Genomic DNA, 24,167 nt, shown 5'->3' with positions numbered 1-24,167 from the left:
GTTCATGCCAACGCCCGTTGCTTCGCTGCATCCGTTCGTCTACCTCGCTTCTCAAAGTCCGCGCCGCCAGGAGTTGCTTCAACAGCTCGGCGTGCGCTTCGAACTGCTGCTGCCGCGCCCCGATGAAGACGCCGAAGCGCTCGAAGTCGAACTGCCCGGCGAGCGCGCGCGCGACTACGTGCAGCGCGTGTGCATCGCCAAGGCGCAGGCCGCGCACGCGCGGCTCGTTGCGGGCGCGCATAGCGCGCGGCCGATCCTGGTGGCCGACACCACCGTCACGATCGACGACGCGATTCTCGGCAAACCCATCGACGCCGACGATGCCGTCGCGATGCTCACGCGCCTCGCCGGCCGTGCGCATGAAGTGCTGACCGCCGTGGCCGTGGTCGACGCAGAGGGCGCGTTGCTGCCTGCTGCTTTATCGGTGTCGAAGGTGCGTTTTGCTGCACTGCACGCCGACGCGATCCGCGCTTACGTGTCGAGCGGCGAGCCGCTCGGCAAGGCGGGCGCCTACGGCGTGCAGGGACGCGCCGCGGAGTTTATCGAGCATATCGACGGGTCCTATTCAGGTATCATGGGTTTGCCGCTTTTTGAAACCGCTGCCCTCCTGCGTGCAGCGCGCATCGACTTCTAAAACAACACTATGAATGAAGAAATCCTGATCAATGTCACGCCGCAGGAAACGCGAGTTGCGCTCGTCCAGCAAGGCGCCGTCCAGGAACTTCACGTCGAACGAACGCTGTCGCGCGGGCGCGTCGGGAATGTGTATCTCGGCAAGGTCGTCCGCGTGTTGCCGGGCATGCAATCCGCCTTCATCGACATCGGTCTGGAACGCGCCGCGTTTCTGCACGTAGCCGACATCTGGCATCCGCGCATTGCGGGCGAACCGCAGCATCAAACACCGCATCAGCCGATCGAGAAGATCGTGTTCGAAGGCCAGACGCTGATGGTGCAGGTCGTGAAGGATCCGATCGGCACCAAGGGCGCGCGGCTTTCCACGCAAGTGAGCATCGCCGGGCGCACGCTGGTGTATCTGCCGCAGGAGCCGCATATCGGCATCTCGCAGAAGATCGAGAGCGAAGCCGAACGCGAGGCCGTGCGCGCCCGTTTGACCGCCGTGTTGCCTGCCGATGAAAAAGGCGGCTACATCGTGCGCACGATCGCGGAAGATGCAACCAGTGAAGAGCTGGCGGGCGACGTCGCGTATCTGCGCAAGACGTGGGCGACGATCATTTCGCAAAGCCAGCGCATGCCGCCCACGAGCCTGCTTTATCAGGATCTGAATCTTGCGCAACGTGTGCTGCGCGATTTCGTCAACGACGAAACCTCGCGCATCCAGGTCGACTCGCGCGAGACGCATCAGATGCTGGCCGATTTCGCGGCGGAGTTCACGCCGGCGGTGTCGTCGAAGCTGCATCACTACACCGGCGAACGGCCGCTCTTCGATCTGTACAACATCGAGGCGGAGATTCAACGCGCGTTGTCGCGCCGGGTCGATCTGAAGTCGGGCGGCTATCTGGTGATCGACCAGACCGAAGCGATGACCACCATCGACGTGAACACCGGCGGCTATGTCGGCGCGCGCAACTTCGACGATACGATCTTCAAGACCAACCTCGAGGCCGCGCATACGATTGCGCGGCAGTTGCGTCTGCGTAATCTGGGCGGCGTGATCATCATCGACTTCATCGATATGGAAAATCTCGAGCACCGCGATCAGGTGCTGGGCGAGTTGAAGAAGGCGTTGTCGAGGGATCGCACGCGCGTGACGGTGAATGGGTTCTCGCAGCTTGGGCTAGTTGAGATGACGCGCAAGCGTACGCGTGAGTCTCTGGCGCATGTGCTTTGCGAGCCTTGCCCGGTGTGTCAGGGGAAGGGTCAGGTCAAGACGTCGCGCACGGTGTGCTACGACGTGCTGCGCGAGATTCTGCGCGAGTCGCGGCAGTTCAATCCGCGCGAGTTCCGGGTGGTGGCGTCGCAGCAGGTCATTGATCTGTTTCTCGAGGAAGAGTCGCAACACCTGGCGATGTTGATTGATTTTATTGGGAAGCCGGTGTCGCTGCAGGTGGAGTCGAATTTGAGTCAGGAGCAGTACGATATTGTGCTGATGTAGTCCATCACCCTCTTATCGCATAAGGCTTTCAAAGTTTCACCCTCACAGAAAACCATCTAGCTACTCATCTAACGCTTTCATACAAAACAAGGCCCGCTCGGAATACTCCGGCGGGCCTTGTTTTGTATGCAGCGAAGTCCGCCAGGAAAGCATTGCGTTCCTGAAATGAGGCTCAACCTGCGGCCCCGTAAAGCACCGCTGGGCAATAGACATGAGCGCATACAACGAGCCCATACCCACGCATTCCCCCATAAGCACTGCAGCACGCCCGTTCTAACCATAGCGAAATTCGTTAGTTTCACGCACGGGACGTTGTTCATTAAAGTCGCCGGGATCGCCCCTGTTGCCCTTCCCATTCTTTCGACGACATGACACGTCTCAATCAAACTCTTCGAACGCTAACAGCAGCGTTACTGACGATTTCCGCTACCGCCTTTTTCTCCGCAGCTCACGCACAGAGCGATGCGACAACTGGCGACACCGCAGTGCCGTCGTTGAAAGGCAAGCGCATCGGCATCACCGCGATCGGCACCGATCACTATTGGGATCTGAAAGCGTACCAGGGGGCCGTTGATGAAGTGAAGCGTTTGGGCGGCACGCCGATCGCGCTCGACGCCGGACGCAACGACAACCGGCAAATTGCGCAGATCCAGACGCTGATCGCGCAAAAGCCGGATGCCATCATCGAACAGTTAGGCACCGTGACGGTGCTGGAGCCGTGGTTGCAGAAAATCCGCCAGGCTGGCATCCCCCTCTTCACGATCGACACCGCGTCGCCATCTAGCCTCAACGACACGACCTCGGATAACTTCTTTATCGGTGAACAGCTCGCGCTAAAGCTCGTCAACGACATTCACGGCGAAGGCAATATTCTCGTTTTCAACGGCTTTTATGGTGTGCCGGTCTGCGCAATACGTTACGACCAGTTGAAGGCCGTGCTGAAGTACTACCCGAAGGTGCACATCATCCAGCCGGAACTGCGCGATGTCTCTTCAAACACCGTGCAAAGCGCGTATGCGCAGATTAGCCAATTGCTTTCGAAATATCCGAAGGGGCAGATTGCCGCGATCTGGTCGGCCTGGGACGTGCCGCAAGTCGGCGCGACGCAGGCAGTCGATGCCGCCAATCGCACTGAGATCGGCACCTATGCGGTGGACGGCAGTCCGGACATCGTCAACCTCATCAAGGACCCCAAATCGAGCGCGGCGGCAGTCGTGGCGCAGCAGCCTGCGCTGATCGGCAAGACCGCAGTCGACAATGCCGCGCGTTATCTGGCGGGCGACCACACGCTGTCGCCGTACACCTACGTACCGTCGATCCTGGTCACCAAGAAGAACGCCGGCACGATCCAGCAGACGCTCGGTCAGGTCAACACAAAATGAGCACGGCGGGCCGCCCCGCCGCGCTCGAGCTGCGCGATATCGTCAAACAGTTCGACGGGGTGCCGGCACTGCGGCGCGCGTCGCTTGAAGTCGCCCGCGGCAGCGTGCACGGCCTGATCGGACAGAACGGAGCCGGCAAGTCCACGCTCATCAAGATTCTCGCCGGCATCTACGCAGCCGACAGCGGCACGATCGCCATTAACGGCGTCGCGCAAACACTGTCGGCCGCGTCAAGCCGCGCTCCCGCCGGACTCGAATTCATCCATCAGGAGCGCTTGCTGCCGCCGACGTTCACGGTCGCCGAGGCGCTGCTGCTCGGCAACGAACCGGCGCTCGGCGCGCGTGCTGCCGGCCCGCTGCGGCTGCTGAACGGGCGTCGCATGCAGCGGGAGGCGCGCGAAGCGCTGCTGACTCATTTCGACATCGAACTGCCCCCTAACCGGTTGATCGCCGAACTCAGCGTCGCCGAGCAGCAGATCGTGCAGATCACGCGTGCGCTCATTCGCGAACCCGCCATTCTCGTCTTCGACGAACCCACCGCCGCACTCGTGAGCCGCGAAGTCGACCGCCTGTTGCAGACCATCGACCGCCTCCGGCAACGCGGACTGACGATCCTCTACGTGTCCCACTACCTGAACGAGATCAGCGCAATCTGCGATCGCGTGACCGTTTTGCGCGACGGCGCCGATGTCGCGCATGTCGATGCGCGCGGCACGCCCACGGAAACGCTCGTCGCCGCGATGATCGGCACGGACGCGGCATCGCGAACGCCGCTCTCGACGCGCGCGCCTGGCAAGCCGATTCTGAAGGTCCGCAACCTGACCGCGCACGGGCGCTTCGACGACGTTTCGTTCGACCTGCGTCGAGGCGAGATAGTCGGCGTGACGGGATTGCTCGGCTCGGGGGGCAAACAGGTCGTGCGCAGCCTGTTCGGTCTGGAACGCGGCGTGCAGGGCGACATCGAAATCGACGGCAACGCGCTACGCGTGCGCCGCCCGGTTGACGCGGTGCGTCGCGGCATCGCGTTCGTGCCGGAAGATCGTCGCGCGCACGGCGTCGCACTTTCGTTGTCCGTGCGGGAGAACATGACGCTCGCCAGCCTGACGCGCTTCAGCCGTTTGGGCCTGCTCGCGCGCCACCGCGAGCGCGATGCTGTGCAAAGGCTGATCGAAACACTGGGCATCCGCACGCCGGGGATGGAGGCGCCGGTGCGGCATCTGTCCGGCGGCAATCAGCAGAAGGTGGTGCTGGCGAAATGGTTGAGCCGTGGACCCGCTCAAGCGTCGCCGGTTTATCTGCTCGATGAGCCCACCGTTGGCGTCGATATCGGAGCGAAGACTGAAATCTATCGGCTGCTCGACCAACTCGCGCATGACGGCGCCGCTATTCTGCTGTTTTCCAGCGATCTGATCGAGTTGCTGGACGTGACGGACCGCGTGCTCGTGATGGCGCGCGGCAGGATCGTTCAGGAACTCGTGTCACGCGAAGCTGATCGTCAGGATCTGCTCGCGTGGGCAACCGGCGCACGCGGACTCGCTCAGCAGCAGGAGTTCGTCGCATGAGCAAAGTCATCCGTGGCAGCACACGGCGCTGGGCGAGAATCGAATTGCCGCAGAACGGGTTCGGGGCGCAGTACGGATTGCGTTACGGCGCGGGGTTCGCTTTTGCGGCGGTGTTTGTGGTGTTTGCCGTCAGCTCTCCGCTATTCCTCACCGTCGCGAATCTCGCGAACGTCCTGCAGCAATCCGTCGTGGTCGGGATTCTCGGCTTTGGCTTGACGCTGGTGTTGATCGGCGGCGGGCCGGATCCGATCAAGGGTGGTCTCGATCTATCGATCGCTGCCAACATGGGCCTTTGCGCAGCGGTCTACGCAGTCGTACTCGGCCGAGGCGCGCCGCAAAGCGTGGCGATCGCGCTGACGATCGCCTCGGGGGCCGCCGTCGGTGCGCTCAATGCTTTTGCCGTGATCGGGTTGCGCATTTTTCCACTGCTCGCCACGTTGACGACCATGAACATCTGCGGCGGACTTGAACTCGTCCTCACGCAGAATACGTCGGTCCCGGTATCGGCGCCGGTACTCACTTTCCTGCTCGATAGCGGGCCGTTCGGCGTGCCCCACCTCGCGTACGCGTTGCTGATCGTCGCGGCGTTCTTCTCCGTGCTGATTCACTGCACACCGTTCGGTTTGCGGCTGCGTGCGGCCGGCGCGCACCGCGACGCGGCGCGAGCGGCCGGTGTGCGCGTCAATGCCTATGCCGCGGCCGGTTATATCCTGAGTGGCGTCACAGCGGCGCTCGCCGCCTTCGCGTCTACCGCGCTATTGAGCGGAAGCTCGCCAGGCGCCGGGGACAATCTGCTTGCCGTCGTCGCCACGGCGTTGCTGGGCGTGGTGTTTTCACGGCGCCTCGTGCCGACCATTTTTGGCACGCTGCTAGCGGTGCTTTTCATCGGCATCGTCACCAATGGTTTTCAGCTCGACAACGTGTCGAGCTACTGGGTCAATGGCGTCGAAGGCGCGTTGATCCTGTTCGTGGTCGCGACAACGGCCGTGATTCGTCGCCGGTATTCAGGAAACCACGCCCATGATTGAATGGATTGCAGGCCTGCAGCGCTTTGCGCTGGTGGGCGCGTTGCTTGCCGTGATCGCGTTCTTCGCGGTATTCGCGCCCGGCTTCGCCCGTCCCGCCAATCTTGCCGACGTCCTGCTGAACAACTTTGCGTTGCTCGCCATCGCGGCGCTCGGCATGACGCTCGCTTTATCGATTGGGGCCATCGACTTGTCGCTCGCCACCTCAGTCGATCTGGCGAGCCTCGTATTCGTGCTGCTGAGCGCACATCACGTCGGGGTGTTGCCCGCGTTGCTCGGGGGGCTTGGCGCGGCACTGCTGGTCGGCGCGTTCAACAGCGCGCTGATTGCCGGGCTTGGCATCGCGCCGTTTCTCGCGACGCTCGGCACGCTGTTCATCGGCCAGACCGTCCAGCAACTCGCCACGGATGGCGGACAGCCGGTTTATCTGCTCAATATCGCGTTGCCCCCGCTATTCAGCCAATTGGCTCATGGCACACTGGCCGGCTTACCCGTGCCGCTGTGGATTGTTGCCGTGCTGGCCTGTGCCGTGCACGTGACGCTCGCGCGGTCGGTATTCGGACGGCACAGCGTCGCGCTCGGCGCGCAACCCGGCGTAGCACGCTACTCGGGGCTGCCTGTCGCCGCAATCACAACCATCACGTTGATCGCCAGTGCGCTGATTTATGGCGTGGTGGGTCTGTTGCTGTCGTCGACGGTCAAAGCCTTTGTGCCTCAGGCCGGCAACGGCTATTTGCTGAATGCGATCGGCGCGACCTTCATCGGCACGACGCTGTCGCCCGCGCGCCGGCCCGGCGTGATCGGCACGCTGCTCGGCGTGTTGCTGATGAGCCTCGTCGCAAACGGCTTGCTGTTGATCGGCTGGAATTTCTACTGGCAGCAAGTCGCAACCGGCGTGCTGATTTTTGCCGTGCTCGCGCTCAGCTTCGTGCAGCGACGAGGACGCTACGCGTGAACGGACTCCGGTGCCAACCGGAAGCACCATACCCATATCGCGGCTCGTCATACCCTGATCTCGAGCCGTAGCTACGCGACGTCCGTCAAAGTCTTAGCCGTCGCGCCGTCATTCCGCCCTCAATTTCCTCGTTGACCCTTCCCCATCCGAAAGCGTATAACCATCCCATTGGATGTTATTTGGATGGCTAACGGATGTCCTCCGGAAGGTAAAACAGCGAAATGCCCAAACTCAACCTGATCGACACCTCGCGCCCCAAAGGCGGCGAAACCGAAAAAATCACCATCAATCTGGGTCCGGTCGACCTCGGCCAGATCGATTTACTCGTCGAAGAAGGCTTTTACTCGAACCGCACCGACCTGATCCGCACCGCGATCCGCAACCAGCTCGCGACGCATGCACAGATCGTCACGGAAACGGTAACGCGCCGCGCGATGGTGCTCGGCCTGCAGCACTTCTCGCGACGCGATCTCGAAGCGGCGCAAGCCGCCAACGAGCAGCTCGACATTCACGTGCTCGGCCTCGCCAGCATCGCCGCCGATGTGCCGCCGGAACTCGCGGCGGCCACGATCGCATCGGTGGTGGTGCTGGGCGCGTTTCACGCGTCGCCGCAGGTCAAGGCGGCGCTCGCCGGCCGCATCAGCTAGACACTTCCGCGTGATGGCCCAGCGACTTGTCGCCCGGGTCAATCACAGCTAACGCATGTCAACGCAACCGACTACGATCATGAAGATGAACGAAGACTTCCTGAAGTCCATGAAAGACGCTTTCGAACTCCTGCAAACCAAGGGGCCGAAGGAAGCGACAGAAGCAGTGCAACGCGCACTCGCCGGCGGCATGGCAAAAGCGGCCAACACGCAGACGCCGCCCGCATCGCCGCACAGTGCGCTCGACTGGGTACAAGCATGGGACAACGTCCGAACCCACGGCGCCGCATCCACCCCGCACACCGTCGACGCCGACTCGCCCGGCACCTTCAGCACGCACAGCTTCAGCAATAGCGCAGGTCAACGCCAGTACAAGCTCTACGTGCCGGCCGTCTACCAGAACAAACCCGTGCCGCTGATCGTGATGCTGCACGGTTGCACGCAAAACGCCGACGATTTCGCCGCCGGTACACGCATGAATGAAATGGCCGAGCGGCACGGCTTCATCGTCGTGTATCCGAATCAGTCGCAGACGGCCAATCATTCGACATGCTGGAACTGGTTCAATCCGGCCGATCAGCAACGCGACCACGGCGAGCCGTCGTTGATCGCGGGTATCACGCGCGACGTGATGGCGCGCTATTGCATCGATCCGGCGCGGGTTTATGTGGCGGGTCTTTCGGCAGGCGGCGCGATGGCGGACATCATGCTCAAGACTTCGCCTGATCTGTACGCAGCAGCGGGTGTGCACTCGGGACTTGCGTACGGCAGCGCGAAAGATCTGCCTTCGGCGCTCGCCGCGATGAAGGGCGGCAAGGGGCAGCGCAACCGGTCAAACGTTGCAACGCAGAGACCGCTGATCGTGTTTCAGGGCGATGCGGACAAAACCGTGCATCCGTCGAATGCAGCCGCGTTACTGCAAGGCTTCGAAGTCGACGCGACGACGGCACGCACGGCAAACGCCGCAAGCAGCCAGCGCAACAGCACCGTACAGCGACTGCGAGCTCCGAATGGCGCCGAAGCCGAATCCTGGTCGATCCACGGTGCGGGCCACGCGTGGGCCGGTGGCAATCAGCGCGGTTCGTACACCGACCCAGCGGGGCCCGACGCAAGCGCCGAAATGTTGCGCTTCTTTCTCGCCCATCCGATGCCGCACGCGGCCTGAGCGACGATCACGCGTCAGCCACACGCCCGCCAAACTACGCGGCGACCGGGCAGCCTGCCTGTTCGAGCGCGGATTGCGCGTGGTCGTGCAGGTCGTCGCTTGCGAGCGCCGCGTCCGGCGAGCGCACCCACGCGGCGATACGCAGCGTCGCGCCGCCGTGCTCCGGATAGTCCGCCACGGTGATCACCGGCGCGAGCGTCGTGCCGCTCAGCACGCGCGGTTCGTCGGCGACCACTTTCTTCAGTTCGCCGATCGCCGCATCCACATCCTTGCGCTGCGCGAGTCCCACTTCGACCTCGATACGCTGCGTGCCGCCGCTGCTGTAGTTGATGACCGGATTGCTCCAGATCTGGCTATTCGGCACGAACACCGCGTTGCCGTCGCCACGTTCGATGCGTGTGGTGAACAGTCCCACTTCGCGCACGATGCCCGCGGCCGCGCCGCTGCCCTCGATCACGTCGCCGACGCGAAACGGCCGCAGCATCAAGAGCATCATGCCGGCGGCGATATTCTGCAGCGTGCCTTGCAGCGCGAGGCCAATGGCAAGGCCCGCCGCGCCGAGCACCGCGAGCACGCTCGCGGTCGCAATGCCGACTTCGCTCAAAGCCGCGACGAAGACCAACACGCGCACGGCCCACGTGCCCATCGCGGCGAGCATCGGTGCGAGCGTGGGGTCCGCGTGCGTGCGCGCGAGCCCTCTCGCGAACAGCGCACCCACCCGGTTCGACAACCACCAGCCAGCCATGAGAATCAGGACGGCCAGCACGATATGAAGGACGTCGTGCGTCAGCGTGACGAGCAGCGACGGCTGGAAATGCAGTAGACGGGCAAGCAGATCGTTCATCGTTCGTATCCGTTCCGTTGCGGTTCATGTTCTGTCGATGCGATAAAGCAGGATACGTTCCCGCCTTTTGCGTCGATGGGAGGAAGGCACGCCGCTTGCTGCTCCTTCAGATCACGGCTCGATGCAATCGCGCAGAGTGCCGCCAGCAAACACTGGGCGCGCCGTTTCAGGCGCGTGTCGAAATCGGAGCCACGCGTATGAGCACGTCATTCAAAACCGGCGATCGCGTCAGTTGGAACACGCCGCAAGGACTCACGCATGGCAAGGTGGTGCGTGTCATTTCTACGAATACGACGGTGGACGGTAGAACGGTCGATGCATCGAAATCGGAACCGCACTACGAAGTGGCAAGCGAGAAAAGCGGCAAGCACGCGGTTCATCGCGGCGACGCGCTGCATGTGTTGAAGGATTGAAGCGCGCTTGTTAGAACACGCGTTAGCACACGCGTCAACCAGCGCCCAAAGGCTTCAGCAGATTTCGCAACGCCGCCGCGGTAACCGGCCGCGAGAACCAGAATCCCTGTGCTTCGTCGCAGCCGAGCGCTTCCAGTTGTGCGGCCTGTTCGGCCGTTTCCACGCCTTCGGCGGTCACGCGCAACTTCAACGCATGGGCCATCGCGATGATCGCGCCGACGAGCGCCGCGCATTGCGGATCGGTGCTCATACGCATCACAAACGAGCGATCGATTTTCAGGCGATTCAACGGAAAACGCGTGAGATAAGCGAGGCTCGAATAGCCGGTGCCGAAGTCGTCTACCGCGACTTCCACGCCGAGATCACGCAACGCGTGCAGCGTTTGCAATGCCTGTTCCGTGTCGCCGAGCAGCACACCTTCGGTGATTTCGACTTCGAGGTAAGAAGGGTCGAGCGCGGCGTCTTCAAGCGCGCTGCGTATCGTGTCGAACAGGTTGTGCCGCTGGAACTGCTGCGGCGATACGTTTACCGCCACGCGCGGCAAGTTGCCGGTAAGCCGCAGCAGCTTGCCGGCGTCGCGACACGCGGTACGAATCACCCACTCGCCGATCTGTTCGATCAGACCCGCTTCCTCCGCGACCGGCACGAACTCCACCGGACTGATCAGCCCGCGCTGCGGATGATTCCAGCGCAGCAGCGTCTCCACCTGCGCGATGCGTCCATTGGCGAGCGTCACCTGCGGTTGATACACGAGATGCAACTGCTGGCGTTCGAGCGCTTCGCGCAGCATCGTCTCGAGTTCGAAGCGCCGCGCGGCCTGCCCTTCGAGCGCGGTGGAAAAGCGCCGCACCGCGTTGCCGCTCACTGCCGACGCCGCCGACAACGCCACGCCCGCACGGCGCATCAACGTCGGCGCGTCGGCGCCGTCCGCCGGATACGTGACGATGCCGATACTCGCCGTGATGGTCAGCGCAGTGCCCGCAAGGTCGATCGATTCGGCGATGCGAGCCAGCGCTTCGGCCGCGAACGCGTCGGCGGCCGCCCCGCTTTCGTTGATCAGCAGCGCGAACTGTGTGCCGCCGATCGACGCGATCGTACCGTCGTTGGGAAACAGGCCGCGCAGCCGTTCGCCGACGATCTGCAGAACCAGTTCGGCCGCGTGCAGACCGAGCGCATCGCGCAATTTGCGCAAGTGATCGAGCTCGGCGATCAGCACGGTAAAACCTGTGCCGCTGCGCTGGCAGCGCGCGATCGTCAGTTCGAGTCGTTCGGTGAAGAGTGTCTGATTAGGCAGACGCGTGATGCCGTCGTGATGCGACACGTACCAGAGACGGGCCTCGGATTGCGCATAGCGCGTCATGTCGATCACGATGCCGACATAGCGCGGGCTGTCGGCCTTCGCGCTGCCGGTTTGCAACGACTCGGGCGCGAGCGGAGCCAACGCGAACAAGATGCGAATCGGCGTGTTGTTGCGCCTCACATACGTCCATTCGCCTTCGTAACGCGACGTGACCTCGGCCAGCACCGGCAAGTCGCCGCGACGCTTGGCCAGTTCAGCCGGATCGATCAGCGATTCGAAGCTGCGCTGGCCGACCAGTTCGTCAGCGGTGAAGCCGGTCAGTTTCTCGAACGTGACGTTGACGACGTCGAACTTGCCGTCCGCGTTGCAGATGAACATGCCGTACGGCGCCGCGGCCAGTGCGGCGTCCGGGACTTGCGCGTCGGCGTAGGAGAAATCGTGCATCGCGCCGGCCTTTTTTTGCTGGATGTCGAGGTGAGCGGTGGTGGGTGGCGGTGGGCGTTTTATTGTGTTCCTGACGCGAACGACCCAAACCCCAAGCCGACAGGTTCGTCCGATGTTTGGAGCGACCGTCCGTATGATAGCGGCTTTCCCGCGCGCGCCAAATCGTCGCGACGACGCGCTGGGGAAATCCTTATTGACGATGGTTGAGTAGCGCTTATTGCAGCGCTAAAGCGTGCTCAGGACGCGGACGCCGCGCGCGGCAACGCCGCCTCGATGAACACCGCGCACAGCGCTTCCATGCCCTTCGCGTCTTCCGCGTCGAAACGCGCGACGACCGGGCTGTCGACATCCCACACGCCGATCAGCGTGCCGTCGGGCGCGACGAGCGGCACAACGATTTCCGATTGCGAGGCCGAGTCGCAGGCGATATGGCCGGGGAATTCGTGCACGTCGTGCACCACTTGCGTTTGCCGGGTTTGCGCGGCCGTCCCGCAGACACCCTTGCCGAGCGGAATGCGCACGCACGCGGGTTTGCCCTGGAACGGTCCGACCACCAGTTCCTGGCCGTCGTGAAAGTAGAAGCCGGCCCAGTTCAGATCGCTCAGCGAATGAAAGACGAACGAGGAAAAATTCGCGGCGTTGGCGATCCAGTCGGTTTCGCCGGCGAGCAGCGAACGCGCCTGGGCGACCAGTTCTTCGTAGTGCGCGGCCTTGGGGAGATGCGAGGCGGAGGAAACTTCGAACATGACGGCGTCCGTGGATGAAAAAGAGAGCAACGAGGCGAGCAGTTTAAAGCAAGCGGCCGATTCGCTCAGCGCACCGGCCGGTGCCGTACATGCTGTCTGCTTTCCACGCTTTCCTTGCTTTCCCTGATTTCGCCGCCCGACCCGATGCCGTGGCCGAGCCAGCGGCGAACGCCGCGCATCGATCAGTCCACGCCGATGATCACGCTCGATGCCTTGAAGATCGCCGTCGCCGCTTTGCCGCTCGCGAGGCCCAGTCGATCGACGCTTTCGTTGGTGATGATCGCGGCGATCTGCGCGCCGCCCGCGTCGATGGTGACTTCCGAATTCACTGCGCCCTTCGTCACCGCCGACACGCTGCCCGCGATGCAATTGCGCGCCGACACCTGGCTCTTCGCCACGTCGACCATCACGATCACCGACGAAGCCTTGACCAGCGCGAAGGCCTTCTTGCCCGCAGCGAGACCGAGCGAGGTCGCGCTGCCGTGTGTGATGACCGCGACGATCTCGAGGCCGTTCTGGGTGCGCAGCGTGACTTCGTCGTTGACGGCGCCGTGTTTGACTTCGGTCACTTCGCCGGAAAAATGATTGCGTGCGCTGGTTTTCATGGGTTCTCCTTTTGCAACGATTGAGGATTCGAACCGCCATCAAAACATAAAAGCGCTGTGTATATGCATGCATAACGTTGCAGTCACACCACCGCCCTCCCGGTTGCACGACCACGTATCATCGTGCCCTTGGCACTTTCACCGTCGAACTCCATGCCTGTCGCCGTCCTGTCACGCTTCGCAATCGCATCGTCCACCGCCCGTCGCGCCGCCGCGCTGTGCATCGCCGTGTCGGCTGTCGCCACGCTCGCGGCCTGCGGCAATCCGACGCCGCCGCGCGACAATCGTCCGAACGTCGACACGGTCTCGCTGTTCCCGATCGCCAATTACGACCAGAATGTCGACCACTGGCTCGAACCGGACAGTCGCGGCTACGACCAGCCGTTCCTGAGCCCCGCCGACCAGCAGGCACACTTCCGGGCCTTGTATGCGCGCTACTTCGGCACCGGCACGAACGCGCCTTCGCCATGGAATCCGGCGTATGTGACGATGCGCGTCTATCGGCAGCAAGGCGCGGATATTGCCGCGTTGCAGCAGCGCCGCATCGCGCGGTTCGACAACACCGGCAAGAGCGGCAGCGCGATCGGCTACGGCGAGAACTTCCGGCCGCACGACAAGACGTGGATCGACACGATCGCGCAAAACATGAACGCCGGTCAGTTCCAGCAGACGAGCGCCTACCGGCCCGAGCGTCGCGCGATCGCCACCGGCAATCTGCTGGTGCGCGAGCTGCCGACCATGGATCCGTCGTACTTCGATCATCGTCTGGCTGGCGAAGGCTATCCGTTCGACAACCTGCAGATCTCGGCTGTACGGCCGGGCACGCCGCTGTATGTGCTGGGCACGAGCGTCGACGGCGCGTGGCGTTATGTGCAGACGCCCGACGTGCAAGGCTGGGTGCGCAGCGAAGGCGTCGGCACGACCGATGAGCGCTTTATCGACAACTGGCGCGCCGCGGCCGCGAAGTCGCTCGGCGCGGTGACGGTGGCGTCGGCGCCGGTACGCGACAGCCGCGGCGTGTTCCGCTTCGAGGCGCCGGCCGGCACGTTGCTGCCGCTGGTTGGTGGAACGCCTTCCGGGCCTGCGACGGTTCCTGCCGCCGCCAGCGAGGCGCACGCCGATTCCGCGCTCCGTGAACTGCTGATCCCCGCTCGCGATATCGACGGCCAGGCGCTCATCCGCACCGCCCGACTCGACGACGCGCAAATCGCGCCGATGCCGCTCGCGGCCACCCCGCGCCATCTGGCGATGCTGCTGAAGACGCTGATCGGCCGGCCGTACGGCTGGGGCAATAGCGGCTTCTACAACGACTGTTCGTCGGAATTGCAGAGCATCTTCGCGACCTTCGGCGTGTGGCTGCCGCGCCATTCGTCGACGCAGATGAGCGCCGGGCGCACGGTCGATCTGTCCGCGTCCACGCCGGCGCAGCGGCTCGACTATCTCGCGCAGCACGGCGAAGCGTTCCGCACGCTGATCTATATCGGCGGCCACGTGATGCTGTATATCGGCAACACGACCCGCAACGGCGTCGCGGTGCCCGTCGTCTATCAGGACGTGTGGGGCTTGCGGCCCGCCGACAACAGCCGTCGCGCGGTGATCGGCGGCTCGGTGATCCTGCCGCTTTTCGAACACATTCCTGAAGATGCCGCGCTGCAATCGCTCGCGGGCACGCCGACGTTCCAGATCAGCATCCTCGGGGGAACGGCCGCGGACACCGCAACGCCGACGGACGACGACAGCCCGGCCGGCTGAAGCGCGGCTCACCACGCTCTGCGTGCAGGAACCCGAAGCCGCACGTCTGTGCGGAAAAATATTTTTTACGGAGTGTCGATATCACGCCGACCCGGTCGTCGTAACGTTGAAGGCCTGGCTGATGAAACCACTCAGCGGCACAGGGTGCAGCGCGTCATGCAGCCGGTCTTCCAACTCACGAACCTGTTACTTCAAGGAGTCGCCGTCATGTCCAGCCCCGCTGTCAAACCGATCCCGGACGGGATGCATTCGCTGACGCCGTATCTGATCTGCGCCAACGCCGCCGAAGCGATCGCGTTCTACGCCAAAGCCTTCAACGCCGTCGAACAGTTCCGCCTGCCCGGCCCCGGCGGCAAGGTGATGCACGCGTGCCTGAAGATCGGCGACTCGATGCTGATGCTGACCGACGAGTGGCCCGAGCATCAGGCGCTCAGCCCCAATTCGCTGAAGGGCACGCCGGTCACGATCCATCACTACGTCGAAGATGTCGACGCCAGTTTCAAGCAGGCCGTCGACGCGGGCGCCACCGTCGCGATGCCCGTCACCGACATGTTCTGGGGCGACCGCTACGGCCAGTTGAAGGACCCGTTCGGCCATAGCTGGTCGCTGGCCACGCACAAGCGCGACTTGAGCGTCGAAGAGATCCAGCAAAACATGCGTGACATGGAGTGCGGCGGCTAATGACGGACCGCTGACACACCGCTTCGATCGGTCAGAAACAAGGAGGCTCTATGCAAAGGATTGCGCCATGCCTGTGGTTCGACGGTAACGCGGAAGAAGCCGCCCGCTTCTATACGGGCGTTTTCAGCGGCTCGCGCATCGCCACGACGATGCACTACTCCGACGCCGGACCGGGACCGAAAGGCAACGTGCTGGCCATCACGTTCGAGCTCGAGGGCCAGGAATTCATGGCGTTGAACGGCGGCCCGGATTTCCCGTTTACGCCGGCTATTTCGCTGTTCGTGCATTGCAGCTCGCAACGCGAGATCGACGACTACTGGGCGAAGTTTTCCGACGGCGGCACACCGTGGCAATGCGGCTGGATCAAGGACCGGTTCGGCGTGTGCTGGCAGATCGTGCCCGATACGCTGGGCGACATGCTGCGCGACCCCGACGATGCGAAAGCCAGCCGCGTGATGCGAGCAATGATGAAGATGGTCAAGCTCGATGTCGCGCAACTCGAGCAGGCTTATCGGGGTGAATAAACCGGGCGGCTAATACAAAGGCCGACGCATTGCGTTCGATGCGTCGGGACCTTTCATCGCCTTAAACCGTCGCTTTACGCAGGCGGATTCGAATTTGACTCGCTCAAGTGAATTGGCACTGAAAATATCAATTCAATCTGCATAATAAGATTGCTCAATACTCTTAAGTGATGATCCGAGCAATTCGCAGAATTAGGAAAAAATACCTGAATTAGGTAGTTTCCCCGATCTTTCGGCCAGAACAAAATTCACGAATTACCGTTTCAAACACAGTCACGACACGGCTGACCGGCCAGTCTGCACAACTTTTCAATCGCCCCCATTTGTAGGATCGAGAAACTCTGGTGTAGACTCGTTTCAACAAAAAACGCGACGGTCCGGCGAATAATTCCATTGGCATAAATAGCCAAAGCGAAATAGCCGGCGAATGGATTTTCGTCATCGGGCGAAAGCGAATCGACAATCCGCGCAATCTGAAAATCCGCGAGCCGTCGGACTGAGAGGGTTTCATGATGAAACGAAAACTGCTGTCGTCGAGTCTTATTGTCGCAATGATGTTCGGTGCGCCTTTGCAACTCGCGCATGCCGCTGTTTATTCGAACGGGACGGCCACCAACACGTTCACCGTCACTCTCACGCTTACCGCCAACTGCTCGATCAGCGCCAACCCGCTGAACTTCGGCAGCAACGGCGTGCTGGCCACCGCGGTCAACCAGCAGACCACGGTCGCCGTCACCTGCACCAACACCACGCCGTACAACGTCGGGCTCGACGCCGGCTCGGTCAGCGGCTCCACGGTGACGAACCGTCTGATGGCCGGTACGGCCACCGGCAATACCAGCACTACCGTCGGCTTCAATCTGTATCAGGATGCCGGCCATACCGTTACGTGGGGCAATACGCAGGGCACCAATACCGTCAGCGGCACCGGCACCGGTTCGTCGCAGTCGATCGTCGTGTACGGTCAGGTGCCGACGCAAACCACGCCTCGACCCGATACCTATCAGACCACCATCACCGCCACGGTCTACTTTTGATCCGGCGGGGATACGTCGGGCGTGCCTTGGCCCGGCATGCACACGTGCTGCGTGACAGCGTGGCGTCTGCATCGCAGCGATACGCGAGCGCCACACGCGCTGCCAGGCGGTTACTAGCTGCCGCCTGCATGGCGAGCGCTTTGCTCGCGCCGCACGCTCACGCGGCGACGTTGCAGATCTCGCCAGTGATGGTCGACATGCAGGCCGACGCCAACGCCACCGGCATCACGCTGAAGAACCCCGGCGAGAAGCCGCTGTTCGGTCAGGTGCGTGTGTTTCGCTGGGACCAGGCCAACGACGACGATACGCTCACGCCCACCCAGGACCTCGTTGCGAGTCCGCCGCTGATCCAGATCGCCGGACACGCCGAACAACTGGTGCGGCTGGTACGCACGAATCCCGCGCCGTCCGCTGCCGAGCAGGGCTATCGCGTGCTGATCGACGAGTTGCCCGAGCCGGATGCCGCCCCCACCAGCGGCGTGACGATCCGTTTGCGTTACTCGGTGCCGGTGTTCGTCGAACCGGCTAGCGACATCGGTCAGCCGAAGCTAGCGTGGCATCTGTCGCGCAGTGAGCAAAGCTGGCTGCTGCGGGTCGTCAACACCGGCAAGAAGCGCGCGCAGATCGCCGCGGTGGAATTGGTCGACAAGGCCGGCAACACCTACCTGATCAACAAGGGACTGCTCGGCTACGCGCTGGCCGGCCGCGAGCGGCACTGGCCGGTCACGCTGCCGGATAGCGCCGCCCAGAACGGTCCGCTGAAAGTGCGCGCCGCGGTCAATTCGCTGCCGGCCGAAGCCGTGGTGAGCGTCGACTAGCGCCGCACGATGCTCGCAGCCAGACCGACCGTGAGCGCAAGCGGGTCACCGGGAACAGACACGATGCACCGCCACGCAATCAATGAGAATGACACGACGGCGAATACGTCATGGATGGAATCCGCATGCCATCGCGCTCGCGGCCACGCTGGCCATGTTGACTCTGAATGTCGCTGCGAGCGCCGACGCCAATGCTGCTGCAAGCGCTCCCTCCGGTGCCGCCGCAGCGCGCGACCTGTATCTGGAAGTGATGCTCAACGGCCAGCGCACGTCGCTGATCGTGCGCTTTCGCGAAATAGGCGGCCGTCTCAGCGCACTCGGCGAGGATCTGGGCGAGATCGGCGTAGCCATCGACAGACTCGGCGCCACCGGCACCACGTTGCTCGAACTCGACCGCATCCCCGGCCTGCACTACCACTACGACGCGGCGCGCCAGAGCATCGACCTGCAAGTCCCCGACGCGATCCGCAAGCCCTACACGTTCGACACGCGCGAACTGACGCAAACGCCGAACGCGGCGGCGTCGCGCGGCTTTCTGATCAACTACGACGCGTTCGCGCAAACCGACACCAACGCGCAGCTCGCGCTGTGGACTGAAGAGCGCTACTTCGACCCGAACGGCGTGCTGAGCAATACCGGCATCGCGTACCTGTATCGCGACCTGCATCGCTACGTGCGCTACGACACGTCGTGGAGCAAGTCGAATCCCGCGACGCTCACCACCACGCAGTTCGGCGACACGATTTCGTCGTCGCTCGACTGGAGCCGCTCGATCCGCCTCGGCGGCTTCCAGTGGCGCAGCAACTTCGCGCTGCGTCCGGATCTCGTGACGTTTCCGGTGCCGGCGTTGTCGGGCACGGCGGTGGTGCCGTCGGCGGTGGATCTGTACATCAACAACGTGCGGCAATTCAGCGGCAACGTGCCAAGCGGGCCGTTCATCGTCAACAACGTGCCGGGCATCACCGGCGCGGGCCAGGCGACGCTGATCACGCACGACGCGCTCGGCCGCTCGATCTCGACTTCGCTGCCGCTCTATGTCGATACGCGGATGCTCGCGGCCGGCCTGTCGAGCTATTCGTTCGAAGCCGGTTTCCTGCGACGCGCCTACGGGATCGATTCGTTTTCCTACGATTCGCGGCCCGCGCTCAGCGCTTCCGCGCGCCGTGGCGTGAGCGATGCGCTGACGCTCGAAGCCCATACTGAAGCGACACCCGGCCTCGCCAACGCAGGCGCCGGCGCGCTGCTGCGCATGGGCATGGCGGGCGTGGTCAACGGCTCGCTGTCGGCGAGCGTCGGCAAGCTGAGCGGCACGCAACTCGGCGCCGGTTATCAACTGATCGAACCGCGCTTTTCGATCGACGCGCAAACGCTGCGCGCGTACGGCAACTATGGCGACCTCGCTGCGCGCGACGGCACGCCCGTACCCACCGCCACCGATCGCGTCACGCTCGCATTCCCGTTCTTCAGCCGCCAGACGTTGTCGCTCAGCTATATCGGTTATCGCTTCCCGAGTGTGCCCGCATCGCGGATCGGCTCGCTGTCGTACACGCTGAACCTGGGCAACCTCGCATCGCTGACGGTCAGCGGCTACAAGGACTTCCTGCAGCACGACACGCAAGGCGTGTTCGTGAGCGCGAGCTTCGGGCTCGGCAACAACACGTCGGTCAGCGCGAGCGTCGGCCGGCAGAACGGCCAGTCCACCTACAACGTCAACGCGCAGCGCGCGCCCGATTACGCGGGCGGTTGGGGCTGGGGCGTGCAGGCCGGCGGTTCGGGCGCCGTGCCGTACCGGCAGGCGCAGGCGCAATATCTGGGCAAATATGGCGAGGTGACGGCGGTCGCGCAGGACATCGACCGGCGCGCGAGCGGCTCGCTCGACGTCACCGGCTCAATCGTGCTGATGGACCGCAGCGTGCTGCCGGCGCGCCGCATCGACGACGGCTTCGCGCTGGTGTCTACCGACGGCGTCGCGGGCGTGCCGGTGCTGCACGAGAACCGCGTGATCGGCACGACCGATCGCAACGGCCACCTGCTGATCCCCGATCTGAACGCGTACCAGCACAACCAGGTCGCGATCGACAGCATGAGGCTGCCTGCCGACGCGCGCATCGCGACCACCTCGATGGATCTGGTGCCGAAGTCGCATTCAGGTGTGCTGGCGAGCTTTCGCGTGACGCGCTACAGCGCCGCATCGCTGATTCTGAAAAGCGCCGACGGCAAGCTGCTGCCGCCGGGCACGCGAGTGCACCACGTCGAGAGCGGCGGCGACACGATCGTCGGGTATGACGGCCTGACCTTCATCGAAAATCTGCAACGCGACAACCATCTGGAGATCGAGAACGGCGCGCAGCGTTGCAGCGTCGAGTTCAGCTACGAGCGCCCGGCCGACGGCTCTTTGCCGACGCTCGGCCCGCTGACCTGCGGCAACTCCGCCGCAAACCCGACGGCGGCGCGATGAGACGGCCGCGCGTGCTCCTGTTGCTGATTCTGCTGTGCGTGCTGCTCGGCGCGTTGCCACAGCGCGCGAGCGCGCAGACCTGCACGGCGACACCGTCTGCGCTGAACTTCGGCAACGTCAGTCCGATCGCCCTCGGCGCGGTGGGAGCAACCGGCACGATCGCCGTTTCCTGCACGTGGACGTTGATCTCGCTCGCGCCGAACGCGCAGGTCTGCCTGAACATGGGCGGCACGACACCGCGCTATCTGACGAGCGGCACCAACCAGATGCAATACGGCCTGTACCAGGACGCCGCGTATTCGGTGCCGTGGGGTTCGACCGCGCTCGGTGGCACGCCGATCTCGGTCATACTCAGCAAGCCTTTGTTGGGAACGACCGCATCGGCATCAGTGACGTTCTACGGCCAGATCGCCGCCAACCAGCCGACCGTGCCGACCACCGGCAACGAGAGCACGGTGTATTCGCAGCTCCTGAGCCAGACCTCGCTCAACTACGGTTATTACCTGCTGGGTCCGCCGGGTTGCGCCGCGTTGACGACGAGCGACGGCAGCTTCGGCTTCACGGCGAGCGCGACCGTGGTGAACAACTGCCTGATCAGCGCAACCAATATCGCGTTCGCGGCAACGGGCGTGCTGAACTCCGCACTGACCGCGAGCGGTGCGATCACCGCGCGCTGCACCAACGGCGACGCGTACCGTATCGCGCTGAACGGCGGCACGAGCGGCAACGTCGCGGCGCGCCAGATGCAGCGCACGGGCGGCGGCGGCGCGGTGAACTATCAGTTGTACCTGGACTCGGGCTACGCGAGCGCATGGGGCGACGGCACGTCGGGCACGACGATGGTCACAGGCACGGGCACCGGCAACGCGACGTCGATCAACGTGTATGGACGCGTGCCGGCACAGACCACGCCGATGCCCGGCAACTACATCGACACGATTACCGCGACGATCAGCTTCTGATTTTCCGATCGCGGCGGGTGTGATTACGTGGCGACGAATGTCGCGTTAGAAGTTGACGGTCCAGACGGTGGTTTGCTTGCCGGTGGGCACAAACGTCAATTCCAGCGGCGCGCTGGGGGTCTCGTCGGCCCGCGCGACGGGGTCGAGGCCGGCCTGACTGATCTGGAACGGTGCGCCATGCAGACAGGAAACGGCCGGCTGATTGGCCACGGTGATAGCGGCTTCAGTGGATTGAATGATGCAGGTTTCCTGCACGGTCAGGCTGACGGAGATCGAGGCCAGCTCGGTCGGCTTCGCCTGCGATCCCGACGACGCAAACAAAACAGCCACAACCGTGGCGAAGGTGACGCAGCGCATATGACTTGATCCTGGAGATTTTTGCGCGGTCGGCGCGAGGTGACTCTTTTTTCGGCATCGGCAGTCAAAACTTTAGGCCATTTTTGCTTCCGCCGAAGGGGCAAAACCCCTATATCGCCTCGCATACTACGTCGAATTTCACCAGTTCAGTCGGCCCGAATGCATTGCTGATCGCGACATCGGCCGCGTCGCGGCCTCGCGCCATCAAGACCCGGCCGGTACGTGGCACGTTGTTGCGCGGATCGAAGGTCTGCCAGCAACCGCCGACGTACGCCTCGAACCACGCTGCGAAATCCATCGTCGCATAGGGCGGCGGCGTGCCGACGTCGCTGATATAGCCGGTGCAATAGCGCGCCGGGATATTCATCGCGCGGCACAACGCAACCGCCAGATGCGCGAAATCGCGGCACACGCCCTTGCTTTCCTGCCACGCCTGCCACGCGGTCTTGGTGGGCCGCGCGAAGTCGTAGCCGAACACGATGTGGCCGTGCACGTAGTCGCAAATCGCGTCGACACGCCCACGTCCTAACGGCAGCTTGCCGAACATCTGCCACGCGAATTCGGATAGCAGATCGGTTTCGCAATAACGGCTGCCGAGCAGAAACACCAGCGTATCGTCGGGCAACGCCTCGACCGGATGCTGTTCGAAGAACGGCGGGCGCCGCTCCGGCTCCGACGACACCTCGAGCACCGCGCTCGTCGACAGCGACAGCCGGCCCTGCGGCGCGACGATCCGGCTGCACAGATTGCCGAAACCATCGCGATACTGACTGATCGGCACCCGCGGATCGACCTTCAGCAGATCCGGACTCAGCACCTCCTTTGCGTGGGTATAGTGCGTGTTCAGCATCAACATCATCGGCGTCGGTTGCACGCACTCATAGACCAGCTCGTAGCCAACGCGCAATTTCATCGCAGCGCCCTCTTCAGTTGAAACGTTCAGTCGACGCGCGTGGGCGAGGCGTCTGATCGACGCCATCCGTTTGACACGCTCTTGATTTGAGCAAGCGGCGCACCCGCTGCGTTACTTGCCTTCAGTCACGCTCACATCGACCTGCAGGCCGCGAAACGAATGCGGCGCGCCATGCCATGTGCCCCACAACGGCAATGCCTGGTAGTAATTCCACGCGACCGCCACGCGAATCAGATGACGATTGCCGACGATGCTATTGGTCGGATCAAAGTCAACCCAGCCGGCGCCCGGCAGGTAAATCTGCAGCCATGCATGGGTCGAGCCCCCGCCTTGCGTGGCATCGTGCTCCGGCACGAAGATGTAGCCGCTCACGAAACGCGCGGCGAGACCGAGCGAGCGCACCGCGTCCATCATCAGCACCGCAAAATCGCGGCAACTGCCGCTGCGGCTGCGCAACGTGTCGCCGGGACGGTTCACGCCTTTTTCCGTGCGACGCACGTAGAAAAACGTGCTTTTGATGTCGAGCGTCATCGCGCGCAGGAGCGCCATCGTGCCGCTTTTTGCGCCTGCGCTGCTGCCCGGCGTCGGGATGAAGGCGCGCGCCCAGGTGTCCACGTCGCCGTCGGGATACTGGCGGCTGCGCGCGTTCACCAGATCGGACGCCTCCTCATTCGTGTACGCAAACGGCCAGCTCATCGCATAGGGTTCGAGCGCGTAATCGGGCAATGGTGTTTCGACATGTTCGAGCGTGACCTCGCTGTCGAAGCGCAACTCGCTGGCCTTGCCGTTAAAACTCGCGACCGCTACCGAGTTGTCGAACACGTCGTGCAGCCAGTGCAGTCGCTCCGGTGTTGGCGTAATCACCAGACGATCCGTGACGAGACGCAAATCGTGGCTGGCGCGCGGGCGGAACATCATCCGGTGTTCGCCGAAGCGCACCGGCTCCGAATAGCGGTAGACACTGACGTGGCGCACCGTGAAGCGTTGCGGCTCAGTCATCGGCCAGCCCGATGGAGTCGTGGGGATTCGAACGGGCCATCGCTTGCACGCCGGTAAAGCTGCTTCCGCGGCAGGCGCTACGCGCCCGGCACGGTTTGATCCTGAATGAGCCGCGCAAGGGGGCGGCGCGGTTGGAGGGCCTCAAGGGCTTAATGCCTCAATGGCGAGGTTTGGCGTCGAGCATACACCCGCCATATTGATTTAGAGGGCATTTGATGAGATGCCGTTTAGAGCAGACTTGAAATGAGGCTGCATCCGCAGGCGGAGCGATGGCCGTGTCGTGCGATCGGAGTGCCCTGGTCTTTCAACTTCGGGTCGCCCTCGATGATGACGTTTGGGCTAGTGTCTGGATGACGCTCGCATTTCACGTGGTCCCCTACGCGAGCGACGGCAATTCCCCGAAACTTCATCCGCTGCGAAGCTGTTACTACCTCGCCGCCGCTTTTTGTGGTCCGTCAACTTCCT

The 24,167-nt window shown here is 63.3% G+C and carries 23 protein-coding genes and 1 pseudogene; 16 read left to right on the top strand and 8 right to left on the bottom strand.

The window, feature by feature from the left end:
* Positions 1–4: 4 nt before the first annotated feature.
* From PQQ51_RS16805 to PQQ51_RS16770, 8 genes are all read left to right on the top strand, one after another.
* Positions 5–634, top strand: a complete 630-nt coding sequence (locus PQQ51_RS16805) for a Maf family protein (protein ID WP_408497936.1) — start codon at positions 5–7, stop codon at positions 632–634.
* 9 nt (positions 635–643) lie between these two features.
* The gene (gene rng, locus PQQ51_RS16800) at positions 644–2,113 is read left to right on the top strand and encodes a ribonuclease G (RefSeq protein ID WP_408497935.1); all 1,470 of its coding nucleotides are present in this window, start codon (positions 644–646) and stop codon (positions 2,111–2,113) included.
* A gap of 368 nt (positions 2,114–2,481) precedes the next feature.
* The gene (locus tag PQQ51_RS16795; protein ID WP_408497933.1) at positions 2,482–3,495 is read left to right on the top strand and encodes a sugar ABC transporter substrate-binding protein; all 1,014 of its coding nucleotides are present in this window, start codon (positions 2,482–2,484) and stop codon (positions 3,493–3,495) included.
* Complete coding sequence (locus PQQ51_RS16790) at positions 3,492–5,057, top strand: sugar ABC transporter ATP-binding protein (protein WP_408497931.1); 1,566 nt, start codon at positions 3,492–3,494, stop codon at positions 5,055–5,057. The genes PQQ51_RS16795 and PQQ51_RS16790 overlap by 4 nt, the downstream gene beginning before the upstream one ends.
* Complete coding sequence (locus PQQ51_RS16785) at positions 5,054–6,085, top strand: ABC transporter permease (protein WP_408497930.1); 1,032 nt, start codon at positions 5,054–5,056, stop codon at positions 6,083–6,085. The genes PQQ51_RS16790 and PQQ51_RS16785 overlap by 4 nt, the downstream gene beginning before the upstream one ends.
* Complete coding sequence (locus PQQ51_RS16780) at positions 6,078–7,037, top strand: ABC transporter permease (protein WP_408497929.1); 960 nt, start codon at positions 6,078–6,080, stop codon at positions 7,035–7,037. The genes PQQ51_RS16785 and PQQ51_RS16780 overlap by 8 nt, the downstream gene beginning before the upstream one ends.
* A gap of 221 nt (positions 7,038–7,258) precedes the next feature.
* A complete protein-coding gene (locus PQQ51_RS16775; RefSeq protein ID WP_408497928.1) occupies positions 7,259–7,684 on the top strand; it encodes a ribbon-helix-helix domain-containing protein in 426 nt (141 codons plus the stop codon).
* Between the two features lie 79 nt (positions 7,685–7,763).
* Positions 7,764–8,849, top strand: a complete 1,086-nt coding sequence (locus tag PQQ51_RS16770) for an extracellular catalytic domain type 1 short-chain-length polyhydroxyalkanoate depolymerase (RefSeq protein ID WP_408497927.1) — start codon at positions 7,764–7,766, stop codon at positions 8,847–8,849.
* Positions 8,850–8,883: 34 nt separating this feature from the next.
* On the opposite strand, the gene PQQ51_RS16765 is transcribed toward PQQ51_RS16770, so the two are convergent.
* Positions 8,884–9,693: a mechanosensitive ion channel family protein gene (locus tag PQQ51_RS16765; RefSeq protein ID WP_408497926.1), complete on the bottom strand. Its 810-nt coding sequence runs from the start codon at positions 9,691–9,693 to the stop codon at positions 8,884–8,886.
* A gap of 197 nt (positions 9,694–9,890) precedes the next feature.
* Between PQQ51_RS16765 and PQQ51_RS16760 the strand changes: the two genes are divergently transcribed.
* Entirely contained in the window at positions 9,891–10,106 is a 216-nt protein-coding gene (locus tag PQQ51_RS16760; RefSeq protein ID WP_408497925.1) for a hypervirulence associated TUDOR domain-containing protein, read from the top strand.
* A 34-nt stretch (positions 10,107–10,140) separates the two neighbouring features.
* Here the strand turns inward: PQQ51_RS16760 and PQQ51_RS16755 are convergent, their stop codons facing one another.
* The 3 genes from PQQ51_RS16755 to PQQ51_RS16745 all read right to left on the bottom strand — a co-directional run bounded on the left by PQQ51_RS16755 (position 10,141) and on the right by PQQ51_RS16745 (position 13,201).
* The gene (locus PQQ51_RS16755; RefSeq protein ID WP_408497924.1) at positions 10,141–11,850 is read right to left on the bottom strand and encodes a putative bifunctional diguanylate cyclase/phosphodiesterase; all 1,710 of its coding nucleotides are present in this window, start codon (positions 11,848–11,850) and stop codon (positions 10,141–10,143) included.
* A gap of 236 nt (positions 11,851–12,086) precedes the next feature.
* A complete protein-coding gene (gene msrC / locus PQQ51_RS16750; RefSeq protein WP_408497923.1) occupies positions 12,087–12,596 on the bottom strand; it encodes a free L-methionine (R)-S-oxide reductase MsrC in 510 nt (169 codons plus the stop codon).
* A gap of 182 nt (positions 12,597–12,778) precedes the next feature.
* Positions 12,779–13,201: a TOBE domain-containing protein gene (locus PQQ51_RS16745; protein ID WP_408497922.1), complete on the bottom strand. Its 423-nt coding sequence runs from the start codon at positions 13,199–13,201 to the stop codon at positions 12,779–12,781.
* A 153-nt stretch (positions 13,202–13,354) separates the two neighbouring features.
* Here PQQ51_RS16745 and PQQ51_RS16740 point away from each other — a divergent pair, with 153 nt between their 5' ends.
* From PQQ51_RS16740 to PQQ51_RS16710, 7 genes are all read left to right on the top strand, one after another.
* Complete coding sequence (locus tag PQQ51_RS16740; RefSeq protein WP_408497921.1) at positions 13,355–14,953, top strand: SH3 domain-containing protein; 1,599 nt, start codon at positions 13,355–13,357, stop codon at positions 14,951–14,953.
* Positions 14,954–15,160: 207 nt separating this feature from the next.
* Complete coding sequence (locus PQQ51_RS16735) at positions 15,161–15,634, top strand: VOC family protein (protein WP_408497920.1); 474 nt, start codon at positions 15,161–15,163, stop codon at positions 15,632–15,634.
* A gap of 50 nt (positions 15,635–15,684) precedes the next feature.
* A complete protein-coding gene (locus PQQ51_RS16730; RefSeq protein WP_408497919.1) occupies positions 15,685–16,158 on the top strand; it encodes a VOC family protein in 474 nt (157 codons plus the stop codon).
* A gap of 512 nt (positions 16,159–16,670) precedes the next feature.
* Positions 16,671–17,195: a Csu type fimbrial protein gene (locus PQQ51_RS16725; protein WP_459252347.1), complete on the top strand. Its 525-nt coding sequence runs from the start codon at positions 16,671–16,673 to the stop codon at positions 17,193–17,195.
* Positions 17,196–17,323: 128 nt separating this feature from the next.
* On the top strand, positions 17,324–18,013 hold the full coding sequence (locus tag PQQ51_RS16720; protein ID WP_408497918.1) for a fimbrial biogenesis chaperone: 690 nt from the start codon (positions 17,324–17,326) through the stop codon (positions 18,011–18,013).
* A gap of 88 nt (positions 18,014–18,101) precedes the next feature.
* Positions 18,102–20,471, top strand: coding sequence for a fimbria/pilus outer membrane usher protein (locus PQQ51_RS16715; protein WP_408497917.1), 2,370 nt, complete (start codon positions 18,102–18,104; stop codon positions 20,469–20,471).
* On the top strand, positions 20,468–21,433 hold the full coding sequence (locus tag PQQ51_RS16710; protein ID WP_408497916.1) for a Csu type fimbrial protein: 966 nt from the start codon (positions 20,468–20,470) through the stop codon (positions 21,431–21,433). The genes PQQ51_RS16715 and PQQ51_RS16710 overlap by 4 nt, the downstream gene beginning before the upstream one ends.
* Before the next feature lie 45 nt (positions 21,434–21,478).
* Here the strand turns inward: PQQ51_RS16710 and PQQ51_RS16705 are convergent, their stop codons facing one another.
* From PQQ51_RS16705 to PQQ51_RS16690, 4 genes and pseudogenes are all read right to left on the bottom strand, one after another.
* Entirely contained in the window at positions 21,479–21,790 is a 312-nt protein-coding gene (locus PQQ51_RS16705) for a hypothetical protein (protein WP_408497915.1), read from the bottom strand.
* A 109-nt stretch (positions 21,791–21,899) separates the two neighbouring features.
* Complete coding sequence (locus tag PQQ51_RS16700; RefSeq protein WP_408497914.1) at positions 21,900–22,703, bottom strand: transglutaminase-like domain-containing protein; 804 nt, start codon at positions 22,701–22,703, stop codon at positions 21,900–21,902.
* Between the two features lie 111 nt (positions 22,704–22,814).
* Positions 22,815–23,702, bottom strand: a complete 888-nt coding sequence (locus tag PQQ51_RS16695; protein ID WP_408497913.1) for a transglutaminase family protein — start codon at positions 23,700–23,702, stop codon at positions 22,815–22,817.
* Positions 23,703–23,929: 227 nt separating this feature from the next.
* A pseudogene (locus tag PQQ51_RS16690) lies at positions 23,930–24,142 on the bottom strand (PAAR domain-containing protein); the annotation flags it as partial.
* Between the last annotated feature and the right edge of the window lie 25 nt (positions 24,143–24,167).

Origin of the sequence: Paraburkholderia xenovorans, assembly GCF_046030735.1 — a bacterium.
Classification (GTDB): Bacteria; Pseudomonadota; Gammaproteobacteria; order Burkholderiales; family Burkholderiaceae; genus Paraburkholderia; species Paraburkholderia xenovorans_A.
The sequence above is the reverse complement of the archived record's forward strand: the minus strand, read 5'-3'. Positions and strand labels throughout refer to the sequence as shown.

Coding starts and splice junctions, on each gene's coding strand:
- PQQ51_RS16695 (WP_408497913.1), bottom strand. CDS start 23,702: ATGACTGAGCCGCAACGCTTCACGGTGCGCCACGTCAGTGTCTACCGC.
- PQQ51_RS16780 (WP_408497929.1), top strand. CDS start 6,078: ATGATTGAATGGATTGCAGGCCTGCAGCGCTTTGCGCTGGTGGGCGCG.
- PQQ51_RS16715 (WP_408497917.1), top strand. CDS start 18,102: ATGACACGACGGCGAATACGTCATGGATGGAATCCGCATGCCATCGCG.
- PQQ51_RS16775 (WP_408497928.1), top strand. CDS start 7,259: ATGCCCAAACTCAACCTGATCGACACCTCGCGCCCCAAAGGCGGCGAA.
- PQQ51_RS16740 (WP_408497921.1), top strand. CDS start 13,355: ATGCCTGTCGCCGTCCTGTCACGCTTCGCAATCGCATCGTCCACCGCC.
- PQQ51_RS16765 (WP_408497926.1), bottom strand. CDS start 9,693: ATGAACGATCTGCTTGCCCGTCTACTGCATTTCCAGCCGTCGCTGCTC.
- PQQ51_RS16745 (WP_408497922.1), bottom strand. CDS start 13,201: ATGAAAACCAGCGCACGCAATCATTTTTCCGGCGAAGTGACCGAAGTC.
- PQQ51_RS16720 (WP_408497918.1), top strand. CDS start 17,324: ATGGCGAGCGCTTTGCTCGCGCCGCACGCTCACGCGGCGACGTTGCAG.
- PQQ51_RS16730 (WP_408497919.1), top strand. CDS start 15,685: ATGCAAAGGATTGCGCCATGCCTGTGGTTCGACGGTAACGCGGAAGAA.
- PQQ51_RS16705 (WP_408497915.1), bottom strand. CDS start 21,790: ATGCGCTGCGTCACCTTCGCCACGGTTGTGGCTGTTTTGTTTGCGTCG.
- msrC (WP_408497923.1), bottom strand. CDS start 12,596: ATGTTCGAAGTTTCCTCCGCCTCGCATCTCCCCAAGGCCGCGCACTAC.
- PQQ51_RS16760 (WP_408497925.1), top strand. CDS start 9,891: ATGAGCACGTCATTCAAAACCGGCGATCGCGTCAGTTGGAACACGCCG.
- PQQ51_RS16710 (WP_408497916.1), top strand. CDS start 20,468: ATGAGACGGCCGCGCGTGCTCCTGTTGCTGATTCTGCTGTGCGTGCTG.
- PQQ51_RS16700 (WP_408497914.1), bottom strand. CDS start 22,703: ATGAAATTGCGCGTTGGCTACGAGCTGGTCTATGAGTGCGTGCAACCG.
- PQQ51_RS16790 (WP_408497931.1), top strand. CDS start 3,492: ATGAGCACGGCGGGCCGCCCCGCCGCGCTCGAGCTGCGCGATATCGTC.
- rng (WP_408497935.1), top strand. CDS start 644: ATGAATGAAGAAATCCTGATCAATGTCACGCCGCAGGAAACGCGAGTT.
- PQQ51_RS16805 (WP_408497936.1), top strand. CDS start 5: ATGCCAACGCCCGTTGCTTCGCTGCATCCGTTCGTCTACCTCGCTTCT.
- PQQ51_RS16785 (WP_408497930.1), top strand. CDS start 5,054: ATGAGCAAAGTCATCCGTGGCAGCACACGGCGCTGGGCGAGAATCGAA.
- PQQ51_RS16735 (WP_408497920.1), top strand. CDS start 15,161: ATGTCCAGCCCCGCTGTCAAACCGATCCCGGACGGGATGCATTCGCTG.
- PQQ51_RS16795 (WP_408497933.1), top strand. CDS start 2,482: ATGACACGTCTCAATCAAACTCTTCGAACGCTAACAGCAGCGTTACTG.
- PQQ51_RS16755 (WP_408497924.1), bottom strand. CDS start 11,850: ATGCACGATTTCTCCTACGCCGACGCGCAAGTCCCGGACGCCGCACTG.
- PQQ51_RS16770 (WP_408497927.1), top strand. CDS start 7,764: ATGAAGATGAACGAAGACTTCCTGAAGTCCATGAAAGACGCTTTCGAA.
- PQQ51_RS16725 (WP_459252347.1), top strand. CDS start 16,671: ATGAAACGAAAACTGCTGTCGTCGAGTCTTATTGTCGCAATGATGTTC.